The 15716-nt window shown below is 70.4% G+C and carries 18 protein-coding genes; 6 read left to right on the top strand and 12 right to left on the bottom strand.

The window, feature by feature from the left end; translation table 11 throughout:
- Positions 1-17 precede the first annotated feature (17 nt).
- Positions 18-1031: a hypothetical protein gene (locus JM664_RS09010; RefSeq protein WP_227419576.1), complete on the top strand. Its 1014-nt coding sequence runs from the start codon at positions 18-20 to the stop codon at positions 1029-1031.
- Between the two features lie 4 nt (positions 1032-1035).
- Here JM664_RS09010 and upp read toward each other — a convergent pair whose 3' ends face one another.
- The 7 genes from upp to JM664_RS08975 form a co-directional block, all read right to left on the bottom strand.
- The gene (gene upp / locus JM664_RS09005) at positions 1036-1668 is read right to left on the bottom strand and encodes a uracil phosphoribosyltransferase (RefSeq protein WP_227419575.1); all 633 of its coding nucleotides are present in this window, start codon (positions 1666-1668) and stop codon (positions 1036-1038) included.
- 67 nt (positions 1669-1735) lie between these two features.
- Positions 1736-2050, bottom strand: coding sequence for an MmcQ/YjbR family DNA-binding protein (locus tag JM664_RS09000; protein WP_227419574.1), 315 nt, complete (start codon positions 2048-2050; stop codon positions 1736-1738).
- A complete protein-coding gene (locus tag JM664_RS08995) occupies positions 2047-3000 on the bottom strand; it encodes an adenosine deaminase (protein ID WP_227419573.1) in 954 nt (317 codons plus the stop codon). Before JM664_RS08995 ends, JM664_RS09000 begins: the two co-directional genes overlap by 4 nt.
- Positions 2997-4190 carry a phosphopentomutase gene (locus JM664_RS08990; protein ID WP_227419572.1) on the bottom strand — a complete coding sequence of 398 codons (1194 nt, stop codon included), beginning with the start codon at positions 4188-4190 and terminating at the stop codon, positions 2997-2999. The genes JM664_RS08995 and JM664_RS08990 overlap by 4 nt, the downstream gene beginning before the upstream one ends.
- Before the next feature lie 97 nt (positions 4191-4287).
- Positions 4288-5577: a thymidine phosphorylase gene (locus JM664_RS08985; protein ID WP_406675787.1), complete on the bottom strand. Its 1290-nt coding sequence runs from the start codon at positions 5575-5577 to the stop codon at positions 4288-4290.
- Positions 5577-5984: a cytidine deaminase gene (locus JM664_RS08980; RefSeq protein WP_227419571.1), complete on the bottom strand. Its 408-nt coding sequence runs from the start codon at positions 5982-5984 to the stop codon at positions 5577-5579. The genes JM664_RS08985 and JM664_RS08980 overlap by 1 nt, the downstream gene beginning before the upstream one ends.
- 69 nt (positions 5985-6053) lie before the next feature.
- On the bottom strand, positions 6054-6626 hold the full coding sequence (locus tag JM664_RS08975; protein ID WP_227419570.1) for a transglycosylase SLT domain-containing protein: 573 nt from the start codon (positions 6624-6626) through the stop codon (positions 6054-6056).
- A 165-nt stretch (positions 6627-6791) separates the two neighbouring features.
- Between JM664_RS08975 and gatB the strand changes: the two genes are divergently transcribed.
- Both gatB and JM664_RS08965 read left to right on the top strand, forming a co-directional pair.
- Entirely contained in the window at positions 6792-8303 is a 1512-nt protein-coding gene (gatB, locus tag JM664_RS08970) for an Asp-tRNA(Asn)/Glu-tRNA(Gln) amidotransferase subunit GatB (RefSeq protein WP_227419954.1), read from the top strand.
- A gap of 76 nt (positions 8304-8379) precedes the next feature.
- The gene (locus JM664_RS08965) at positions 8380-8754 is read left to right on the top strand and encodes a DUF4177 domain-containing protein (RefSeq protein ID WP_227419569.1); all 375 of its coding nucleotides are present in this window, start codon (positions 8380-8382) and stop codon (positions 8752-8754) included.
- Between the two features lie 9 nt (positions 8755-8763).
- On the opposite strand, the gene JM664_RS08960 is transcribed toward JM664_RS08965, so the two are convergent.
- The gene (locus JM664_RS08960; RefSeq protein ID WP_227419568.1) at positions 8764-9021 is read right to left on the bottom strand and encodes a BolA family protein; all 258 of its coding nucleotides are present in this window, start codon (positions 9019-9021) and stop codon (positions 8764-8766) included.
- Between the two features lie 66 nt (positions 9022-9087).
- Between JM664_RS08960 and JM664_RS08955 the strand changes: the two genes are divergently transcribed.
- Positions 9088-9717, top strand: coding sequence for a J domain-containing protein (locus JM664_RS08955; RefSeq protein WP_227419567.1), 630 nt, complete (start codon positions 9088-9090; stop codon positions 9715-9717).
- On the opposite strand, the gene JM664_RS08950 is transcribed toward JM664_RS08955, so the two are convergent.
- From JM664_RS08950 to msrB, 3 genes are all read right to left on the bottom strand, one after another.
- A complete protein-coding gene (locus tag JM664_RS08950) occupies positions 9692-10153 on the bottom strand; it encodes a PACE efflux transporter (RefSeq protein ID WP_227419566.1) in 462 nt (153 codons plus the stop codon). The two genes, JM664_RS08955 and JM664_RS08950, sit on opposite strands and share 26 nt — an antisense overlap.
- A gap of 143 nt (positions 10154-10296) precedes the next feature.
- Positions 10297-10887, bottom strand: coding sequence for an exopolysaccharide biosynthesis protein (locus tag JM664_RS08945; protein ID WP_227419565.1), 591 nt, complete (start codon positions 10885-10887; stop codon positions 10297-10299).
- Positions 10888-10940: 53 nt separating this feature from the next.
- A complete protein-coding gene (msrB, locus tag JM664_RS08940; protein WP_227419564.1) occupies positions 10941-11444 on the bottom strand; it encodes a peptide-methionine (R)-S-oxide reductase MsrB in 504 nt (167 codons plus the stop codon).
- Between the two features lie 245 nt (positions 11445-11689).
- Between msrB and cobS the strand changes: the two genes are divergently transcribed.
- Entirely contained in the window at positions 11690-12661 is a 972-nt protein-coding gene (gene cobS, locus JM664_RS08935; RefSeq protein ID WP_227419953.1) for a cobaltochelatase subunit CobS, read from the top strand.
- A 46-nt stretch (positions 12662-12707) separates the two neighbouring features.
- On the opposite strand, the gene JM664_RS08930 is transcribed toward cobS, so the two are convergent.
- Complete coding sequence (locus JM664_RS08930) at positions 12708-13583, bottom strand: prolipoprotein diacylglyceryl transferase (RefSeq protein ID WP_227419563.1); 876 nt, start codon at positions 13581-13583, stop codon at positions 12708-12710.
- A 201-nt stretch (positions 13584-13784) separates the two neighbouring features.
- Here JM664_RS08930 and cobT point away from each other — a divergent pair, with 201 nt between their 5' ends.
- Complete coding sequence (cobT, locus tag JM664_RS08925; RefSeq protein WP_227419562.1) at positions 13785-15659, top strand: cobaltochelatase subunit CobT; 1875 nt, start codon at positions 13785-13787, stop codon at positions 15657-15659.
- The last annotated feature ends 57 nt before the right edge of the window (positions 15660-15716 follow it).

Genomic DNA, 15716 nt, shown 5'->3' with positions numbered 1-15716 from the left:
GGGCAGTGACATCGCGCATGACGGCGCTCGCCGACTATCAGCGGCTTGAATCGACGGGCCTGTGGCGGCCGGAGCCGGGGGCGCAACGACGCGAGGTCATCGTCTGCCTTGGCGAGGCGACGCTGGTCATCACCGATCGCGGCGAGAGCGCGCTCGCCCACTGGTCGCTGCCGGCGGTGGAGCGGCGGGGCGCGGACCTGCCCGCCATCTACGCGCCGGGATCCGATTCCGACGAGGAGCTGGAGATCGCGGACGGCGAGATGGTCGACGCCATCGAGACCGTACGCCGGGCGGTCGAGCGGCGGCGCTATCGCCCAGGACGCCTCAGGACCGCCTTGGGTGTTGGCGCGCTGGCCGCGCTGCTGGGCGTGGGGGCGCTCTGGCTGCCTGACGCGCTGATCAGGCATACGGCGCGTGTGGTGCCACAGGCGATGCGCCTGGAGATCGGCGAGGCGATGCTGGGACATGTGCTGCGGGTCGCGGGGCCGCCCTGCGCCACTTCGGAAGACCTGCCGGCGCTGGCCCGGATCAACCGGCGGCTGCGTGGTGCCGAGGCGGGTCCGTTGGTTCTGGTGCCCGGAGAAGGGTTCGAGGCGCTGCACCTGCCGGGCGGCCTCATCGTGCTGAACCGCGTCCTGGTCGAGGACCATGACGAGCCGGCCGTGGTGGCGGGCTACATCCTGGCGGAGGAGGCGCGCGCGGCGGCCAATGACCCGATGCTGCGGCTGCTCGACGAGGCGGGGCCGCTTGCGTCGTTCCGGCTGCTCACCACCGGAGAACTGCCGCCGGAGGTGCTGGAGGCGCATGCCGAGCGGCTGGCGACGGCGGACCCTGCGCCGCTCTCGGGCGCCGAGCTGGTGACGTGGTTCGAGGGGGCGGCGCTGCGCTCGGCACCTTACGCCTATGCGCTCGACATTACCGGAGAGACGACGCTGACGCTGATCGAGGCCGATCCGGCCAAGGCGGGCACCACCACAACGGTGCTGCCCGATGGCGAGTGGGTCGCGCTGCAGGGCGCCTGCGGCGCCTGATGTCCTACTTGGTGCCGAACATCCTGTCGCCCGCGTCGCCAAGGCCGGGCATGATGTAGCCCTTCTCGTTCAGCCCCTCGTCGAGCGCGGCGGTGACGATCGGCACGTCGGGGTGCGCCTCGCGCATCCGAGCGACCCCCTCGGGCGCGGCGAGGAGGCAGAGGAAGCGGATGGTCTTCGCCCCCGTGGCCTTGATCAGGTCGATGGCGGCGGCGGAGGAGTTGCCGGTGGCGAGCATCGGATCGACCGCAATCACCATCCGGTCCTCCATGTCCTGCGGGAGTTTGCAATAGTACTGCACCGGCTGCAGCGTTTCCTCGTCGCGGTAGAGGCCGATGAAGCCCACCCGCGCCGACGGGATGAGCTCGAGCACGCCGTCCATCAGGCCGTTGCCGGCGCGCAGGATCGAGACCAGCACCAGCTTCTTGCCCGCCAGCACCGGCGCCTCCATCCGCGTCATGGGCGTGTCGATGGCGCGCGTGGTCATCGGCAGCTCGCGCGTGATCTCGTAGGCGAGGAGCTGGCTGATCTCCTTCAGGAGCTGGCGGAAGCCGGCAGTCGAAGTGGTCCGGTCGCGCATGATCGTCAGCTTGTGCTGGATCAGCGGGTGGTCGACGACGGTCAGGTGCTCGGTCATGGCGCCTCCGGGGATGGCCTGCGCGAGAGCCCTAGACGCTCGGCGCGTCGCGGAAAAGGGGCTCGCGTCACCCTTCGCGGCCGCCGGCACCGAGCCAGGCGCTGCTCAGCGGACCGGCAATCTCCTCCGGTTCGACCGCGGCAAGGGCGACGGTGGTCCAGCCCCGCGCGCCCCACGAGTTCGGCACCGGGGCGAGCGCGTGGGGCATGAGGCGGCAATAGTGCTCCTGCTCGTCGGGGGGCAGCGCCAGGTTGGCGGAGGCGCCGTCGGCGGCGAGGGTGGCGTAGATGCGTCGCACGCGGAACGCGCGCCGGTCGAAGTGCGCGGCCTCCGTCGTAGCGGGCTGCGCGAGCGCCATCGTCCTGAATGCCTCCGGCGTCACTCCAGCGCCTTCAGCAGGCGCTTTCGGGTCGCCTCGTCGCAGAAGGCGGCGCGCGCGGCGGTGCGGTGGATCTCGGCAAACTCGCCCTCGTCCCAGCCGAAGACCTCGGCGAGGCGCGCGTGCTCGTTCTCCATCGTCGTGTGGAAGAACGGCGGGTCGTCGGTCGAGATCGTCACCGGAACGCCGCGCTCGCGCAGCTTCTCGATCGGGTGGGCGCGCCAGTCGCGGCAGACGCCGAGCGCCACGTTCGAGCCCGGACAGACCTCGAGCACGATACCGCGCTCGGCGAGGTCATCGACCAGGGCGCGGTCCTCGATCGCGCGCACCCCGTGGCCGATCCGCTCGACGCCCAGCGCCAGCGCGTCGCGCACGCTCTGCGGCCCGCCCCACTCGCCCGCGTGGCAGGTCAGGCGCAGCCCCGCCTCGCGGGCGCAGTCGAAGGCCCATGCGAAGTCGCGCTTGGTGCCGCGCCCCTCGTCGCCGCCCATTCCGAAGCCGGTGACGAAATCGCCCGCCGTCTCGGCGGCGCAAAGCGCCGTCTCCTTCGCCGCGTCGGGGCCGAAGTGGCGGACGCAGGTGACGATGCCGCGCATCTCGACCTCGTGCGCCTCGGCCGCCTCGCGGAGCGCGGCGAGGTACTCGCGCCAGGCGGAGAGGTCGCGGCCGCCGCAGAAGTCGGGCGAGAGGAACAACTCCGCGTAGATCACGCCGCTCTCGCCGCACTGGTCGAGGACCGCGGTGGTCAGCCGGGCGTAGTCGCGGGGCGTGCGCAGCACCGAGGTCGCCGCCTCGTAGACCCTGAGGAAATCGAGGAAGCCGTCGAAGCGGTAGGCGCCCCGCTCGTCAAAGATGCCGGAGAGGTCCGCGCCCTTCTCCGCCGCGAGGCCGCGGACGAAGGCCGGCGGCGCGGCGCCCTCGATGTGGAGGTGCAGCTCGACCTTGGGCGTCACAGGAAGCTCCGCCCCGGCCCCTGCGCCGGGACGCCCAGATGCGCGGCGACCGAGGCGGCGACGTCGGCGAAGGCGACCTGCCCGACCGCGCGCGCGCCCACGCCCGCTCCGACCACGGGCACCCGCTCGCGCGTGTGGTCGGTGCCCTGGAAGGTCGGGTCGTTGCCGTGGTCCGCGGTGAAGATGGCGAGGTCGCCGTCGCGCAGGCGCTCCAGCGCCCGCGGCAGGGCGGCGTCGAAGCGCTCGAGCGCGCGGGCATAGCCGGCGGGGTCACGCCGGTGGCCGTAGAGGCTGTCGAACTCGACGAAGTTGGCTAAGGTCAGGCTGCCGTCCTCTGCGGTGGCGGTGAGGTCGACGAGGTGCTCCATGAGCTCGTCGTCCGAGCCCTTGCGGACCTCGTCGATGCCCCGCATCGAGAAGATGTCGCCGATCTTGCCGATGGCGTGGACGCGGCGGCCCGCCCCCTGCACCCAGTCGCAGAGCGTGGGCCGGGGGGGCGCGATGGCGAAGTCGCGGCGGTTCTTCGTCCGGGTGAACTCGCCGTCGCGGCCGACGAAGGGCCGCGCGATCACCCGGCCCACGCGCATGGCGTGGAGTCGCGGGGCCAGCGCGCGGCAGAGGTCGAGCAGGCGGTCGAGGCCGAACGCCTCCTCGTGCGCGGCGATCTGGAAGACGCTGTCGACGGAGGTGTAGCAGATCGGCCAGCCGGTCTCGATGTGCCGGGCGCCCTCCTCCTCGATGATGTTGGTGCCGCTGGCGTGTCGGTTGCCGAGGATGCCCTCGGTGCCGGCGAGGCGGCAGACCTCGGCCACGAGGTCCGGCGGGAAGCATGGGTCCGTCGCGGGGAAGTAGTGCCACTCCCACGGGACCGGGACGCCCGCCAGCTCCCAGTGGCCGGACGGGGTGTCCTTGCCGCGCGAGACCTCGGTCGCGGCGCCCCACAGGCCCTCCGGCTCGTGCCCGAGGCCGGGGGCGGTGGCGCCGGAGGCGAGGTGGATGGCGCGGCCGAGGCCGAGGCGGTCCAGGTTCGGGAGCTGGAGCGGCCCCGCGCGGCCCTCGTCGGCGCGGCCGGCGGCGCAGGTCTCGGCGATGTGGGCGAGGGTGTTGGCCCCCTCGTCGCCGAAGTCCGCGGCGTCGGGCGCGCCACCGCAACCGACGGAGTCGAGGACGATGAGGAAGGCGCGGCTCATGGGCGGGGGTCCCGGTTCCTCGGATTCGACACGTCTTCGGCGGCATCGACGGGAACGGATGGCGTCGGCCGGAGGGGCAGAAACTGAGCGGGGGCCGTCATGGGCCGATCCTCTCGATGACCAGCGGCATCGGCGCGGCGGTCTCGCCCAGCCGGATCGCCTCTCGCACCGCTTCGGCCGCTCTGTCGGCAGCGGCTTCGTCGGGGGCGTGGATGCGCGCGAGCGGGTCGCCCTCGGAAAGCCGGTCGCCCAGCCGGGCGATACGGTCGAGGCCGACGGAGAGGTCCAACGTCTCGCCGCCGCGGAGCCGGCCGCCGCCCAGGTGCACCACCGCCATGCCGAGGGCGCGGCCGTCGATGGCGACGACGGTGCCGGCCGAGGGCGCGGGCACGTCGCGGATCACGGGGGCCGCGGGCAGGTCGCGGCGCCACGTCGAGGCGAAGTCCGCCGGGCCGCCCTGGGCGCGGACCATGCGGGCGAAGCGGTCCATCGCGCTGCCGTCGTCGATGGACGCGGCGATGCGCCCCTCCCCGCCCGCGATGCCGACGAGGTCGAGGAGCGCGCCGCCCAGCGCCACGGTCAGGTCGCGCAGCGCACCTGGCGCGCCCTCCAGCGCCTCCATCGAGGCGGCGACCTCGAGCGCGTTGCCGGCGCAGGGCGCGAGCGGCCGGTCCATCGCGGTGACGAGGGCGGCGGTGCGGCAGCCGGCGGCGTTCGCCGTCTCGACCAGCGAGGTGGCGAGCGCGCGGGCGTCGTCGAGGTCGGGGAGGAACGCTCCCGAGCCCGCCTTGACGTCGAGGATCAGCGCCTCGAGCCCGGCGGCGAGCTTCTTCGACAGGATCGAGGCGGTGATCAGGTCGACGCTCTCGACGGTGCCGGTGACGTCGCGGATGGCGTAGAGGCGGCGGTCGGCCGGCGCGATCTCGGGCGAGGCGGCGACGATGGCGGCGCCAGTCTCCTCGACAATGCGGCGAAAGGCGGCCTCGTCCAGCTCCACGCCGAGGCCGGGGATCGCCTCGAGCTTGTCGAGGGTGCCGCCGGTATGGCCGAGGCCCCTGCCCGACACCATCGGGACATAGACGCCGCAGGCGGCGAGCGCGGGGGCGAGGACCAGCGAGACGCAGTCGCCGATGCCGCCGGTGGAATGCTTGTCGACCACGGGCCCGGGCAGGTCCCAGGCGAGGACGTGGCCGGTGTCGCGCATGGCCGCCGTCAGCGCCGCCCGCTCCGCCGGGTCGAGCCCCTTGAGCCGGACGGCCATGGCGAAGGCGCCGGCCTGCGCGTCGGTGACCGACCCGTCGGCAAGGCCCGCGGCGAACCACGCGGCGGCGTCGGCAGAGAGATGCCCCGACGCCGCGAGGTCGCCGATGATGCCGCGCGCGTCGATCAGGCGGCCGGGCCCGCGGCCCGCTCCATCTGGGCGGCGTCGAAGGCGCCGGGCAGGAGGTCGGCGACGCGGCGGGTCAGCGTCTGTCCCTCGGTGGTGGCCATCGTGACCTCGACGTCGGGGCCGGCGAACTCGGCGATCTTCTGGCGGCAGCCGCCGCAGGGCGCGACCGGCGTCGGGCTGTCGGCGATGACCGCGATCTCGTCGATGCGGGTGTCGCCGCCCGCGACCATCGCGGCGATGGCGCCCGCCTCGGCGCAGGTGCCCTCGGGATAGGCCACGTTCTCGACGTTGCAGCCGACATAGACGCGGCCGGAGGCGGCGCGGATCGCCGCGCCGACCTTGAAGCGGGAATAGGGAACCCAGGCGTTCTCGCGCACTTCGCGCGCGGCCTCGATCAGCGACATCAGGACCTCCGTCAGGCTCGGGTCATGGTGCCGGGGCGCGGTGCGGGGAGCAAGACCCGCCGAAGGGGATCAGGCCGTGCAGTAGGGCTGGGCGCGGACCCAGCTCGCCATCTCGGCGCGCTTGGCCGCGCGGGTGAACGGGCCCCAGTCGGCCGCGATGCCGCCGCCGCCCGCCGCGACCACGCCGTCACGCGGCACGGTGCGCGACATGATACGGATGGCGCAGGCGAGGTTGGCAGCGCCGTTCTTGAGTTCGGCAACGCTGGTCGCCTTGCAGCCATATCCGCGGGCGGTTGCCGGCGCGATCTGCAGCAGGCCGATCCAGCGGCCGCCGCCGCCGGCAGCCTCGGGGCGCCAGGTGCTCTCGTGCTTGGCGAGCGCGGACAGAAGGCCCGCCCAGAAGAGCCGCCGCTCCTCGACCGAAGCGTCCTCATACCCGGGGCACCAGGTCTCGATGTCCTGCGGCACGGTCGAGGGCAGCGCCGCGCCGTGGGTGCTGAGCGCGCCGAGCGCGGCCTGGGTCCACATCGTGCCTTCGGGGCGGTGGTCCCACTGCATCACCGCCGGGCGCGCCGACGTCGAGGCCGCCTCGGTGCAGGCGACGGGAAAGATCAGAAGAAGAGCAACAAGCAGACCGCGCATTAGCCATCCTCGATCGCAGCCAAGTCACCCGCAGGTAGGCGGAAGGCCCGCGATCGCGCAATGCTGCAGTGCAGCGACAAGCGGTTCTCCGCCGACCGGCGGCGGCTTGCCGGGCCCCGCGCCCTGCCCTACAAGGCGCGGCGACACCATCCCGCGGAGGCGCCGATGCTCGATCTCGCCCACGAGGCCCCGAAACCCAAGGTCATCTCAGGCGCCAAGAGCGACTGGGAGCTGGTGATCGGGCTGGAGGTCCACGCGCAGGTTTCCTCAAAGGCCAAGCTCTTTTCCGGCGCGTCGACCCGCTTCGGCGCCGAGCCCAACAGCAACGTGGCCTTCGTCGACGCGGCAATGCCGGGGATGCTGCCGGTGGTGAACGAGTTCTGCATCGCGCAGGCGGTTCGGACCGGGCTGGGCCTGAAGGCTCAGATCAACCTTGTGAGCGCGTTCGACCGCAAGAACTACTTCTATCCGGACCTGCCGCAGGGCTATCAGATCAGCCAGCTCTACCACCCGCTGGTGGGCGAGGGCGAGGTGCTGGTGGACATGGGGCCGGGCGTCGCGCGACGAGTCCGGATCGAGCGCATTCATGTCGAGCAGGATGCCGGCAAGTCGATCCACGACATGGACCCTACGATGTCGTTCGTCGACCTCAACCGCACCGGCGTCGCGCTGATGGAGATCGTCAGCCGCCCCGATATCCGCGGGCCGGAGGAGGCGGCCGCCTATGTCGCGAAGCTGCGGCAGATCATGCGCTACCTCGGCACCTGCGACGGCAACATGCAGAACGGCAGCCTGCGCGCGGACGTCAACGTCTCGGTCTGCAAACCCGGCGACTACGAGCGCTATCAGGAGACGGGCGACCACCGGGTGCTGGGCACGCGCTGCGAGATCAAGAACATGAACTCGATGCGGTTCATCCAGGCCGCGATCGAATACGAGGCGCGGCGGCAGATCGCCATCCTGGAGGACGGCGGCAGCATCGTGCAGGAGACGCGACTCTACGACCCCGACACCGGCGAGACCCGCTCGATGCGCTCGAAGGAAGAGGCGCACGACTACCGCTACTTCCCCGATCCCGACCTCCTGCCGCTCGAGATCGAGCAGGATTGGGTGGACGAGATCGCGGCCACCCTGCCGGAGCTGCCGGACGAGAAGAAGGCGCGCTTCGTCACCGAGTACGGCATGACGGAATACGACGCGGGCGTGCTGACGGCCGAGACTGAGAACGCGGCCTTCTTTGAGGAGGTGGCGCGCGGCCGCGACGGCAAGGCGGCGGCGAACTGGGTCATCAACGACCTCTTCGGCCGGCTCCGCAAGGAGGGCCACGGCATCGGCGAGAGCCCGGTGAGCTCGGGCCAGCTCGGCGGCATCCTCGACCTGATCGCCAAGGGCGACATCTCCGGCAAGATCGCCAAGGACCTCTTCGACATCGTCTACACCGAGGGCGGCGACCCGGCGGAGATCGTCGAGGCGCGCAGGATGCGGCAAGTGACCGACACCGGCGCCATCGAGGCCGAGGTCGACAAGATCATCGCCGCGAACCCGGCGCAGGTCGAGAAGGCAAAGGCCAACCCCAAGCTCGCCGGCTGGTTCGTGGGCCAGGTGATGAAGGCGACCGGCGGCAAGGCGAATCCGCAGGCGGTCAACGAGATCGTGTCGCGCAAGCTCGGCGACTGACCGCGGATCAGGCTAGTCCCGTGTGGACACCGCAGGCGCGGTGGGTATGCTGCCGCGGCCGCAAGACGAGGTCTCCATGCGCTCCGAATACAAGGTTGTTCCTGCGCCCCACCGCCACCGCCGCATCAAGGGGGTGAAGGGGGTCGAATCGCGCTTCGCCATGACGGTGGAGGAGCTCATCAACGAGAACGCCACCGAAGGGTGGGAGTACGTGCGCGCCGACCGGCTGCCGTGCGAGCATCGGAGCTGGCTGCGCCGGCGGGTCGAGGAGCATACGCTGCTGATCTTCCGCCGCACGCGCGAGGACGAGCCGCGGCAGGTCCTGGCGGCCGCGCCCGCCGCGCCGAGCCCGCGCCTCGCCAGCTCGGCGGAGCGGGCATTGGGCCGCCGCGTGGCGATGCCGCACCTGCGGGCGCCGGCGGCACAGCGGGACGAGCCGCCGGTGGAGTGATGGGCGCCCTCAGGCCTCGATCTGCAGAGCCAGCGCGTGGATTCTGCCGACGAGGTCGCTGCCCAGCGCCCGGTGCACCGCGCGGTGCCGCTCGATCCGGCTCAGCTTGGCGAAATCGTCTGACGCGATCTCGACGCGGAAATGCGTCTCGCCACCCTCGCGCCAGCCGGCGTGTCCGCGATGCTGCTCGCTTTCGTCCGTGACCGAAAGCAGGCGCGGCGAGAAGGCCGCGTCGAGCTTTTCCCGGATCTCATGCTCTACGCCCAAGACATTTCCCCTTCCATCGACGGTAGTGGACACTAAACTCGCGGGTCCGAGTCGAAAAGGTGACCCATGCCGAAAAACGACCCCTTCGGATTCGACCTGCGCGTGTCGGCCGACAAGAAGAAACGGCAGCGCGGGCGGCGCGGCATGTCCGGCGCAGTCGACACCTCCACACGCGTCTGCGACCATCCGGACTGCGAGGAGGCGGGACAGTACCGCGCACCGAAATCGCCCGACACGCTCGACGACTACTTCTGGTTCTGCAAGGACCACGTGCGCGAATACAACCTGCGCTGGAACTTCTTCCACGGCCAGACCGAGGAGGAGTTCATCGACATGATCGACAACGATCGTGTGTGGGGCCGACCGACCCAGCCCTTCCGCAAGCCGGGCGAGGAGCAGCGCGCCTGGTCGCGCCTCGGCGTGGACGACCCGCACCAGATCCTGGGCGAGAACGCGACCCGCAACCCCGGCCGCGGCACCCAGGCGGCACGGCGCCTGCCCCCGACCGAGCGGCGCGCGCTCGACATCCTGGAGGCGCGCGACCACTGGACCCGGAGCGAGATCCGCAAGCAGTACAAGTCGCTGGTCAAGGACCTGCACCCCGACATGAACGGCGGCGGCCGCGCGGACGAGGAGCGCCTGCAGGAGGTCCTCTGGGCCTGGGATCAGATCAAGGACAGCCGCAACTTCCAGTAGCAAACCCGCGGCGGTCTCCTTCTGCCGCAGGTGGCGGCACCAGCCGGTCGTAGGCCCAGGTGAAGACGAAGGCGTAGACCACGTAGAAAGCTGCGAAAACCACGTCCATCGCCAGCGCCTGCGCCAGCGAGACGTCCAGCCACCACGCGATCACCGGCAGCATCAGGACGAGCAGCCCGCCCTCGAACGCCAGCGCATGCACGACGCGAAGGGGCAGCGTCTTGTCGGTCCGGCCGCGGGCTGCCAGCAGCAGGCGGTCGAAGCTCCAGTTGAAGGCATAGTGCCAGAAGGTGGCGAGGCTCGCGCCGATGACTGCGAGCACGCCAACCTCCCCCATGTGGCCCCCGAAGAGCCATGCGATCAGAGGGGTGACGACGGTGAGGCCGATCGCCTCGAACGCCAGCGCCTGTCTGATCCTGTCGCGAGTGTTGCGCATCGAACAGCCCTCTTGCAGCGGGCCGTCCCGAATGCTGCCCCGTCAGGGGAGAGGTCGTCCTCTCGCGGTTCAGATGGCGGGACTGCCGCAGAGATGCAAGGGGGGCTACGGGACTACGGCGTCGCCGGGATGCTCCCTGGCCCTCAGCCGCTGAAGCCGAAGTGCCAGACCGCCACCGGCACGGCGAGCAACAGCGCCAGGGAGACGACCACCAGCCCGCCGTCACGGGTCAGAAGGCCTGCCGCAAAGAGCGCGATCACCGCCGACGCGATCGAGCCGGAGGTCGGGACGATCTCCATCACCGGCATGAAGATCGTGAGCCCCAGGATCAGCGTGAGCGGCAGGAAGATCCACGGCCGGTGCAGCAGCCACGTCAGCCGCGCCTTGAGAAACCGCTCGACGAAGCGCACCGGCTTTCGCATCCAGCCGATGCCCTTGCAGAGCTTCGAGGTCGACAGCTTGCGGCGCAGGACGAAGTCCGGCAGCCAGACGCAGTCCCGCCCGATCATGAGCTGCACGACAAGCACGAAGACGATGGCCGCCACGATAGCGGTGACGCCGGGAATGCCGCTCGCCGGGGACGTCGAGATCAGGGAGAAGACGAGCATCAGCGAGGCGAAGGACTTGCGGCCGAGCCTCTCGACCACCTCCCGCACAGTGATGCTTTCGTCATGAATCGAGGCCTCGAGCTGGTCGAGGACCTCGCTCAGGGCGCGGGTCTGCTGATCCGGCATGGGTCACCCCCTTTGCGACGGCAACCGCCGTCGCCGCGACGGGGTTCCGGAATTCAGCCGGTGGTCTGCGCCGCGTCCGCGGCGGGCCGGAAGGTCAGGCTCACGCCGTTGATGCAGTGACGCTTACCGGTCGGCGGCGGGCCGTCGTCGAAGATGTGACCGAGATGGCTGCCGCAGCGGTCGCAGTGGACCTCGGTGCGGACCATGAACCAAGACCGGTCGGGTTTCGTCGCGACCGCGTCGTCGAGTGGCGCCCAGAAGGACGGCCAGCCGGTACCGCTCTCGAACTTGGTGTCGCTCGGATAGAGCGCCTGGTCGCAGCCCTTGCAGTGGAAATTCCCGGCGCGCTTCTCTTCGTTGAGCGGACTGGTGAAAGCGCGCTCGGTGCCCTCCTCGCGCATGACCTCGTATTCGAGATCGCTCAGCATCGCGCGCCATTCCTCCTCGGTGCGCGTCACCTCGAACGTCTCCTCAGCGGCCCAGCCTGTGCGCAGGGCCGGCACGGCGGCGAGGGTGCCGCCCGCGAGGCCGGTCAGCATGAAGTGGCGGCGTCTCATGGCGTCCTCCTTCGTTCTGCGGGGCCTCCCACGCCGTTCTGCGGGGCCTCCCACGCGCCCACATCGTTCTGCGGGGCGTCTCACGCGCCCGCTTCGGAATATGCAGCGCCGGCGGCTTGAAGCGTAGTGACCTGTCGTCATCGTGAAGCGGCGGGAGCGGTCGCCAACCTGCGCCTCGCCCTTGTCCTCACCCAGGATATGTTGCAGGCAGACGCGACCCTGTGAAGCGCGAGGTGGACGGCAATATGGACGCTGCGGCCAAGCCAACCGAAGAGGTCTCGGTCCGGGAGGTGTTCGGGATCGAGAGCGAGATGAAGGTCAAGGCCTTCGCGCAGAAGACGGATCGCGTCCCCCTGCTGGACGAAACCTACAGGTTCGACCCCGACACCACCTTGGCGATCCTCGCCGGGTTTGCCTACAACCGCCGCGTGATGATCCAGGGCTACCACGGCACCGGCAAGTCCACCCACATCGAGCAGGTGGCCGCGCGACTCAACTGGCCCTGCGTGCGGGTGAACCTCGACAGCCACATCAGCCGGATCGACCTGATCGGCAAGGACGCGATCAAGCTGCGCGAGGGCAAACAGGTGACCGAGTTCCAGGAGGGTATCCTGCCCTGGGCGCTGCGCAACCCCGCCGCGATCGTTTTCGACGAGTACGACGCGGGCCGTGCCGACGTCATGTTCGTAATCCAGCGGGTGCTGGAGACCGACGGCAAGCTGACGCTGCTCGACCAGAACGAGGTCATCACGCCGCACCCGTCGTTCCGCCTCTTCGCCACCGCGAACACCGTCGGCCTCGGCGACACGACGGGCCTCTACCACGGTACGCAGCAGATCAACCAGGGCCAGATGGACCGCTGGAGCCTGGTGGCGACGCTCAATTACCTCAGCCACGACGCCGAGGCGGCGATCGTGCTGGCCAAGTGCCCGCACTACAACACCGCCAAGGGCCGCAAGACCGTAAGCCAGATGGTGACCGTTGCGGACCTGACGCGGACCGCCTTCATGGCGGGCGATCTCTCGACGGTGATGAGCCCGCGGACCGTCATCGCGTGGGCGCAGAACGCCGAGATCTTCCGCGACGTCGGCTACGCGTTCCGCCTGACGTTCCTCAACAAGTGCGACGAGCTCGAGCGGCAGACTGTCGCCGAGTTCTATCAGCGCTGCTTCGACGAAGAGCTGCCGGAGAGCGCCGCCTCGATGGCGCTCGGCTGACGCGACGCGGGCCGCCGGAGCGGCCCGCCTCCGGGGCTCAGGCGCATCAATTGCCGCGCTGGCCCTCCTCGTTCGCCCGCATCATCTGCTCGATGAGCATTTCGGCGGTGACACCGGGCGGCAGGACGATGATCGAGCCGCGCTCGCCCGTCATGCTGCGCGCGGGCATGTCACCCTGCTGGGCCGCCAAACCCTGCGGCTGCTCCATGCGCTCCTGCTGGCTCAGCGGCTGCTGCGTGCTGTCCTGCTGACCCATCCGCTCATGCTGGGCGCGCATCCGCTGCTCCATCTCCACCATGAATCGTTCCCGCGCGTCGGCGATCCCGCGGAGATAGCCCTGCCGGTAGCCGCGCTCGTAGATCGCCTGGCTGTAGCCCTCGATGTCCAGCATGATCGTCCCGCCCTGCTGGTTCTGCACACCGGACGAGGCGATGTCGGACAGGTCCTGTCCCTGCGGCGTCGCGGCCTGCGGCATCTCGGCGCCGCCGGACGTTCCGGGGCTCGCGGTCGTCGCGCCGCCCCCGTGCGTGGTATCGGTCGTTGGCGCGGCCTCGGTCTGGCTCGGCTCGACGTCTGCCGCATCCCGACCCGCGGCGCCCGACTGTTCGGCGTCGGACTGGCCCGCGCTCTCCGGGTTCGCCTCGTTCGGGTTCGCCGGTTGCTCCTGGGCTCCGTCCTGTCCGGCGTCCGCGCCTTCCTCCTCGACGTCTCCCGCAGCATCCTCCCGGTTCGCCGCCTCAGTGTCCGCCTGCGCGTCCACGGCACCCTGCCCGGACGGCGGCGCAGTCTGCGTCGTCTGCGACTGGTCCGCGTTCTGGTTCGCCTGGTCCTGCTGAGCAAAGGCCGCCGGCGCCGCCATCAGGAGGGCGCTGAGGGAAGCGGCCAGCGTGGTTCGGCCTAACTTGTGGTGCATGTCATGCATAATGGTCTCCTCCCGTTTCGCTTGTGCGCCGGCAACCCGCCGGCGCTGCGCCTTTCCAGCGATGGAGCGGCTGCATATGTTTCCGGACTGAACCTCACGCCTCCGTGAGCATCGGGCCTGCCGAGACCCGAGACCGGTGCGTCGACCTTGCCGTGCCGATGTGAGAGAAGCACATTCGACAAGAGCACGATCGGGCGCGACATGAGCCAGAACGACAACCCTGCGGAACCGTTCAAGAAGGCGCTGGCCGAGGCGACGCGCGTCCTCGCCGATGACCGCGAGCTGGGGGTGACGTTCTCCGTCGACCCTCCTGGGCAGACGGAGGAGCAGCTGCGCCTGCCGCAGGTGACGCGGCGGATGACGCGGGACGAGGTTCTGCTGGCGCGCGGTACCGCCGACGCCTTCGCGCTCCGTCACCGCTACCACGACGCCGCCACCCACCGCCGCTATGCCCCGCAAGGCGAAATGGCGCGCGACCTCTACGAGGCGATGGAGACGGCCCGGTGCGAGGCGGTCGGCGCGCGCGTGATGCCCGGCACCGCCAAGAACATCGACGCCAAGATCGGGGTGGAGGCCGCCCGGCGCGGCTATGCCGAGATCAGCGAGGCCAAGGGCGCGCCGCTCGCTGCTGCAGCAGGCTACCTCATCCGGCACCTGGCGACGGGACGCGACCTGCCGCCCGGCGCATCGAACGTGATGGATCTCTGGCGCGGCTACATCGAGGAGCAGGCGGGCGGCACCCTGGCCGGCCTTGAGGAGACACTCGCCGACCAGAGCGCCTTCGCCCGCTTCGCCCGCAAGATCATCGAGGATCTGGGCTACGGCGACCAGCTCGGCGACGACCCCGACGAGAGCGACGAGGGCGAGGACGACGCCGAGGAGGGTCAGGACGAGGACGGATCCGAGAGCCAGGGCGACGAGCAGCAGGACCAGGACGACGCCGAAGCGGCACCGGACAGCACCCAGGAGGAGCAGCAGGACGCGGCCGAGGCGCAGGTGAGCGCCGAGGGATTGGCCGACGCCGAGATGGGCGAGGACGCCGAGCTGCCGGACGGCGAGGCGCCGCTGGAGCCGCCGCCCCCCGCCTCGATCAGCGAGGCCGACCCGAACTACGAGGTCTTCACGACCGAATTCGACGAGGAGGTCGCGGCGCAGGATCTCGCCGAGCCCGTCGAGCTGGAACGCCTGCGCGCCTACCTCGACCAGCAGCTCGAGCCGCTGAAGGGTGCGGTGAGCCGTCTGGCGAACAAGCTTCAGCGCCGGCTGCAGGCGCAGCAGAACCGGAGCTGGGAGTTCGACCGCGAAGAAGGAATCCTCGACGCGGGCCGGCTGGCGCGGGTGGTGGCGAACCCAACCACGCCGTTGAGTTTCAAGGTCGAGAAGGACACGGAGTTCCGCGACACGGTCGTGACCCTGCTCCTCGATAATTCTGGGAGCATGCGCGGGCGGCCGATCTCGATCGCGGCGATCTGCGCCGACGTGCTGGCGCGGACGCTGGAGCGGTGCCAGGTCAAGTGCGAGATCCTGGGCTTCACCACCCGCGCGTGGAAGGGCGGGCTCTCTCGCGAGAAGTGGCTGTCCGAGGGGCGGCCGCAATTGCCGGGCAGACTTAATGACTTGCGGCACATCGTCTACAAGCCGGCGGATGCGCCGTGGCGGCGGGCGCGCAACAATCTCGGTCTGATGATGAAGGAAGGGCTGCTCAAGGAGAACATCGACGGCGAGGCGCTGGAATGGGCGCACCGGCGGATGGCAGGGCGGCCCGAGGCGCGCAAGATCCTGATGGTGATCTCGGACGGGGCGCCGGTCGACGACTCGACGCTGTCGGTCAACCCCGCGAATTACCTGGAGAAACACCTGCGCGACGTGATCGCGATGGTGGAGCGCAAGAAGCTGGTGGAGCTGGTGGCGATCGGGATCGGGCACGACGTCACGCGCTACTACGACCGCGCGGTGACGATCACGGATGTCGATCAGCTGGCCGGGGCGATCACCGAGCAGCTGGCCGGACTCTTCGACAAGGACCCGAAGCGGGCGCGGGCGGCGATCAGGGGTATCGCGCGCGCGGCGCGCTGAGTCTTGCAACTTCTTGCAAGGACGGACAGGCCTTTTTCAAAGAACCTGCAAGACTTG

It is taken from the genome of Roseitranquillus sediminis (genome assembly GCF_016918935.1).
Classification (GTDB): Bacteria; Pseudomonadota; Alphaproteobacteria; order Rhodobacterales; family Rhodobacteraceae; genus Roseitranquillus; species Roseitranquillus sediminis.
This window is presented reverse-complemented; position numbering and strand designations above follow the sequence as displayed.

Bases quoted from the DNA above. Each gene is read 5' to 3' on its own strand.
- JM664_RS09010 (WP_227419576.1), top strand. From the start codon at position 18: ATGACGGCGCTCGCCGACTATCAGCGGCTTGAATCGACGGGCCTGTGG.
- upp (WP_227419575.1), bottom strand. From the start codon at position 1,668: ATGACCGAGCACCTGACCGTCGTCGACCACCCGCTGATCCAGCACAAG.
- JM664_RS08990 (WP_227419572.1), bottom strand. From the start codon at position 4,190: ATGAGCCGCGCCTTCCTCATCGTCCTCGACTCCGTCGGTTGCGGTGGC.
- JM664_RS08980 (WP_227419571.1), bottom strand. From the start codon at position 5,984: ATGTCGCTGATCGAGGCCGCGCGCGAAGTGCGCGAGAACGCCTGGGTT.
- JM664_RS08975 (WP_227419570.1), bottom strand. From the start codon at position 6,626: ATGCGCGGTCTGCTTGTTGCTCTTCTTCTGATCTTTCCCGTCGCCTGC.
- gatB (WP_227419954.1), top strand. From the start codon at position 6,792: ATGCTCGATCTCGCCCACGAGGCCCCGAAACCCAAGGTCATCTCAGGC.
- JM664_RS08965 (WP_227419569.1), top strand. From the start codon at position 8,380: ATGCGCTCCGAATACAAGGTTGTTCCTGCGCCCCACCGCCACCGCCGC.
- JM664_RS08955 (WP_227419567.1), top strand. From the start codon at position 9,088: ATGCCGAAAAACGACCCCTTCGGATTCGACCTGCGCGTGTCGGCCGAC.
- JM664_RS08950 (WP_227419566.1), bottom strand. From the start codon at position 10,153: ATGCGCAACACTCGCGACAGGATCAGACAGGCGCTGGCGTTCGAGGCG.
- JM664_RS08945 (WP_227419565.1), bottom strand. From the start codon at position 10,887: ATGCCGGATCAGCAGACCCGCGCCCTGAGCGAGGTCCTCGACCAGCTC.
- msrB (WP_227419564.1), bottom strand. From the start codon at position 11,444: ATGAGACGCCGCCACTTCATGCTGACCGGCCTCGCGGGCGGCACCCTC.
- cobS (WP_227419953.1), top strand. From the start codon at position 11,690: ATGGACGCTGCGGCCAAGCCAACCGAAGAGGTCTCGGTCCGGGAGGTG.
- JM664_RS08930 (WP_227419563.1), bottom strand. From the start codon at position 13,583: ATGCATGACATGCACCACAAGTTAGGCCGAACCACGCTGGCCGCTTCC.
- cobT (WP_227419562.1), top strand. From the start codon at position 13,785: ATGAGCCAGAACGACAACCCTGCGGAACCGTTCAAGAAGGCGCTGGCC.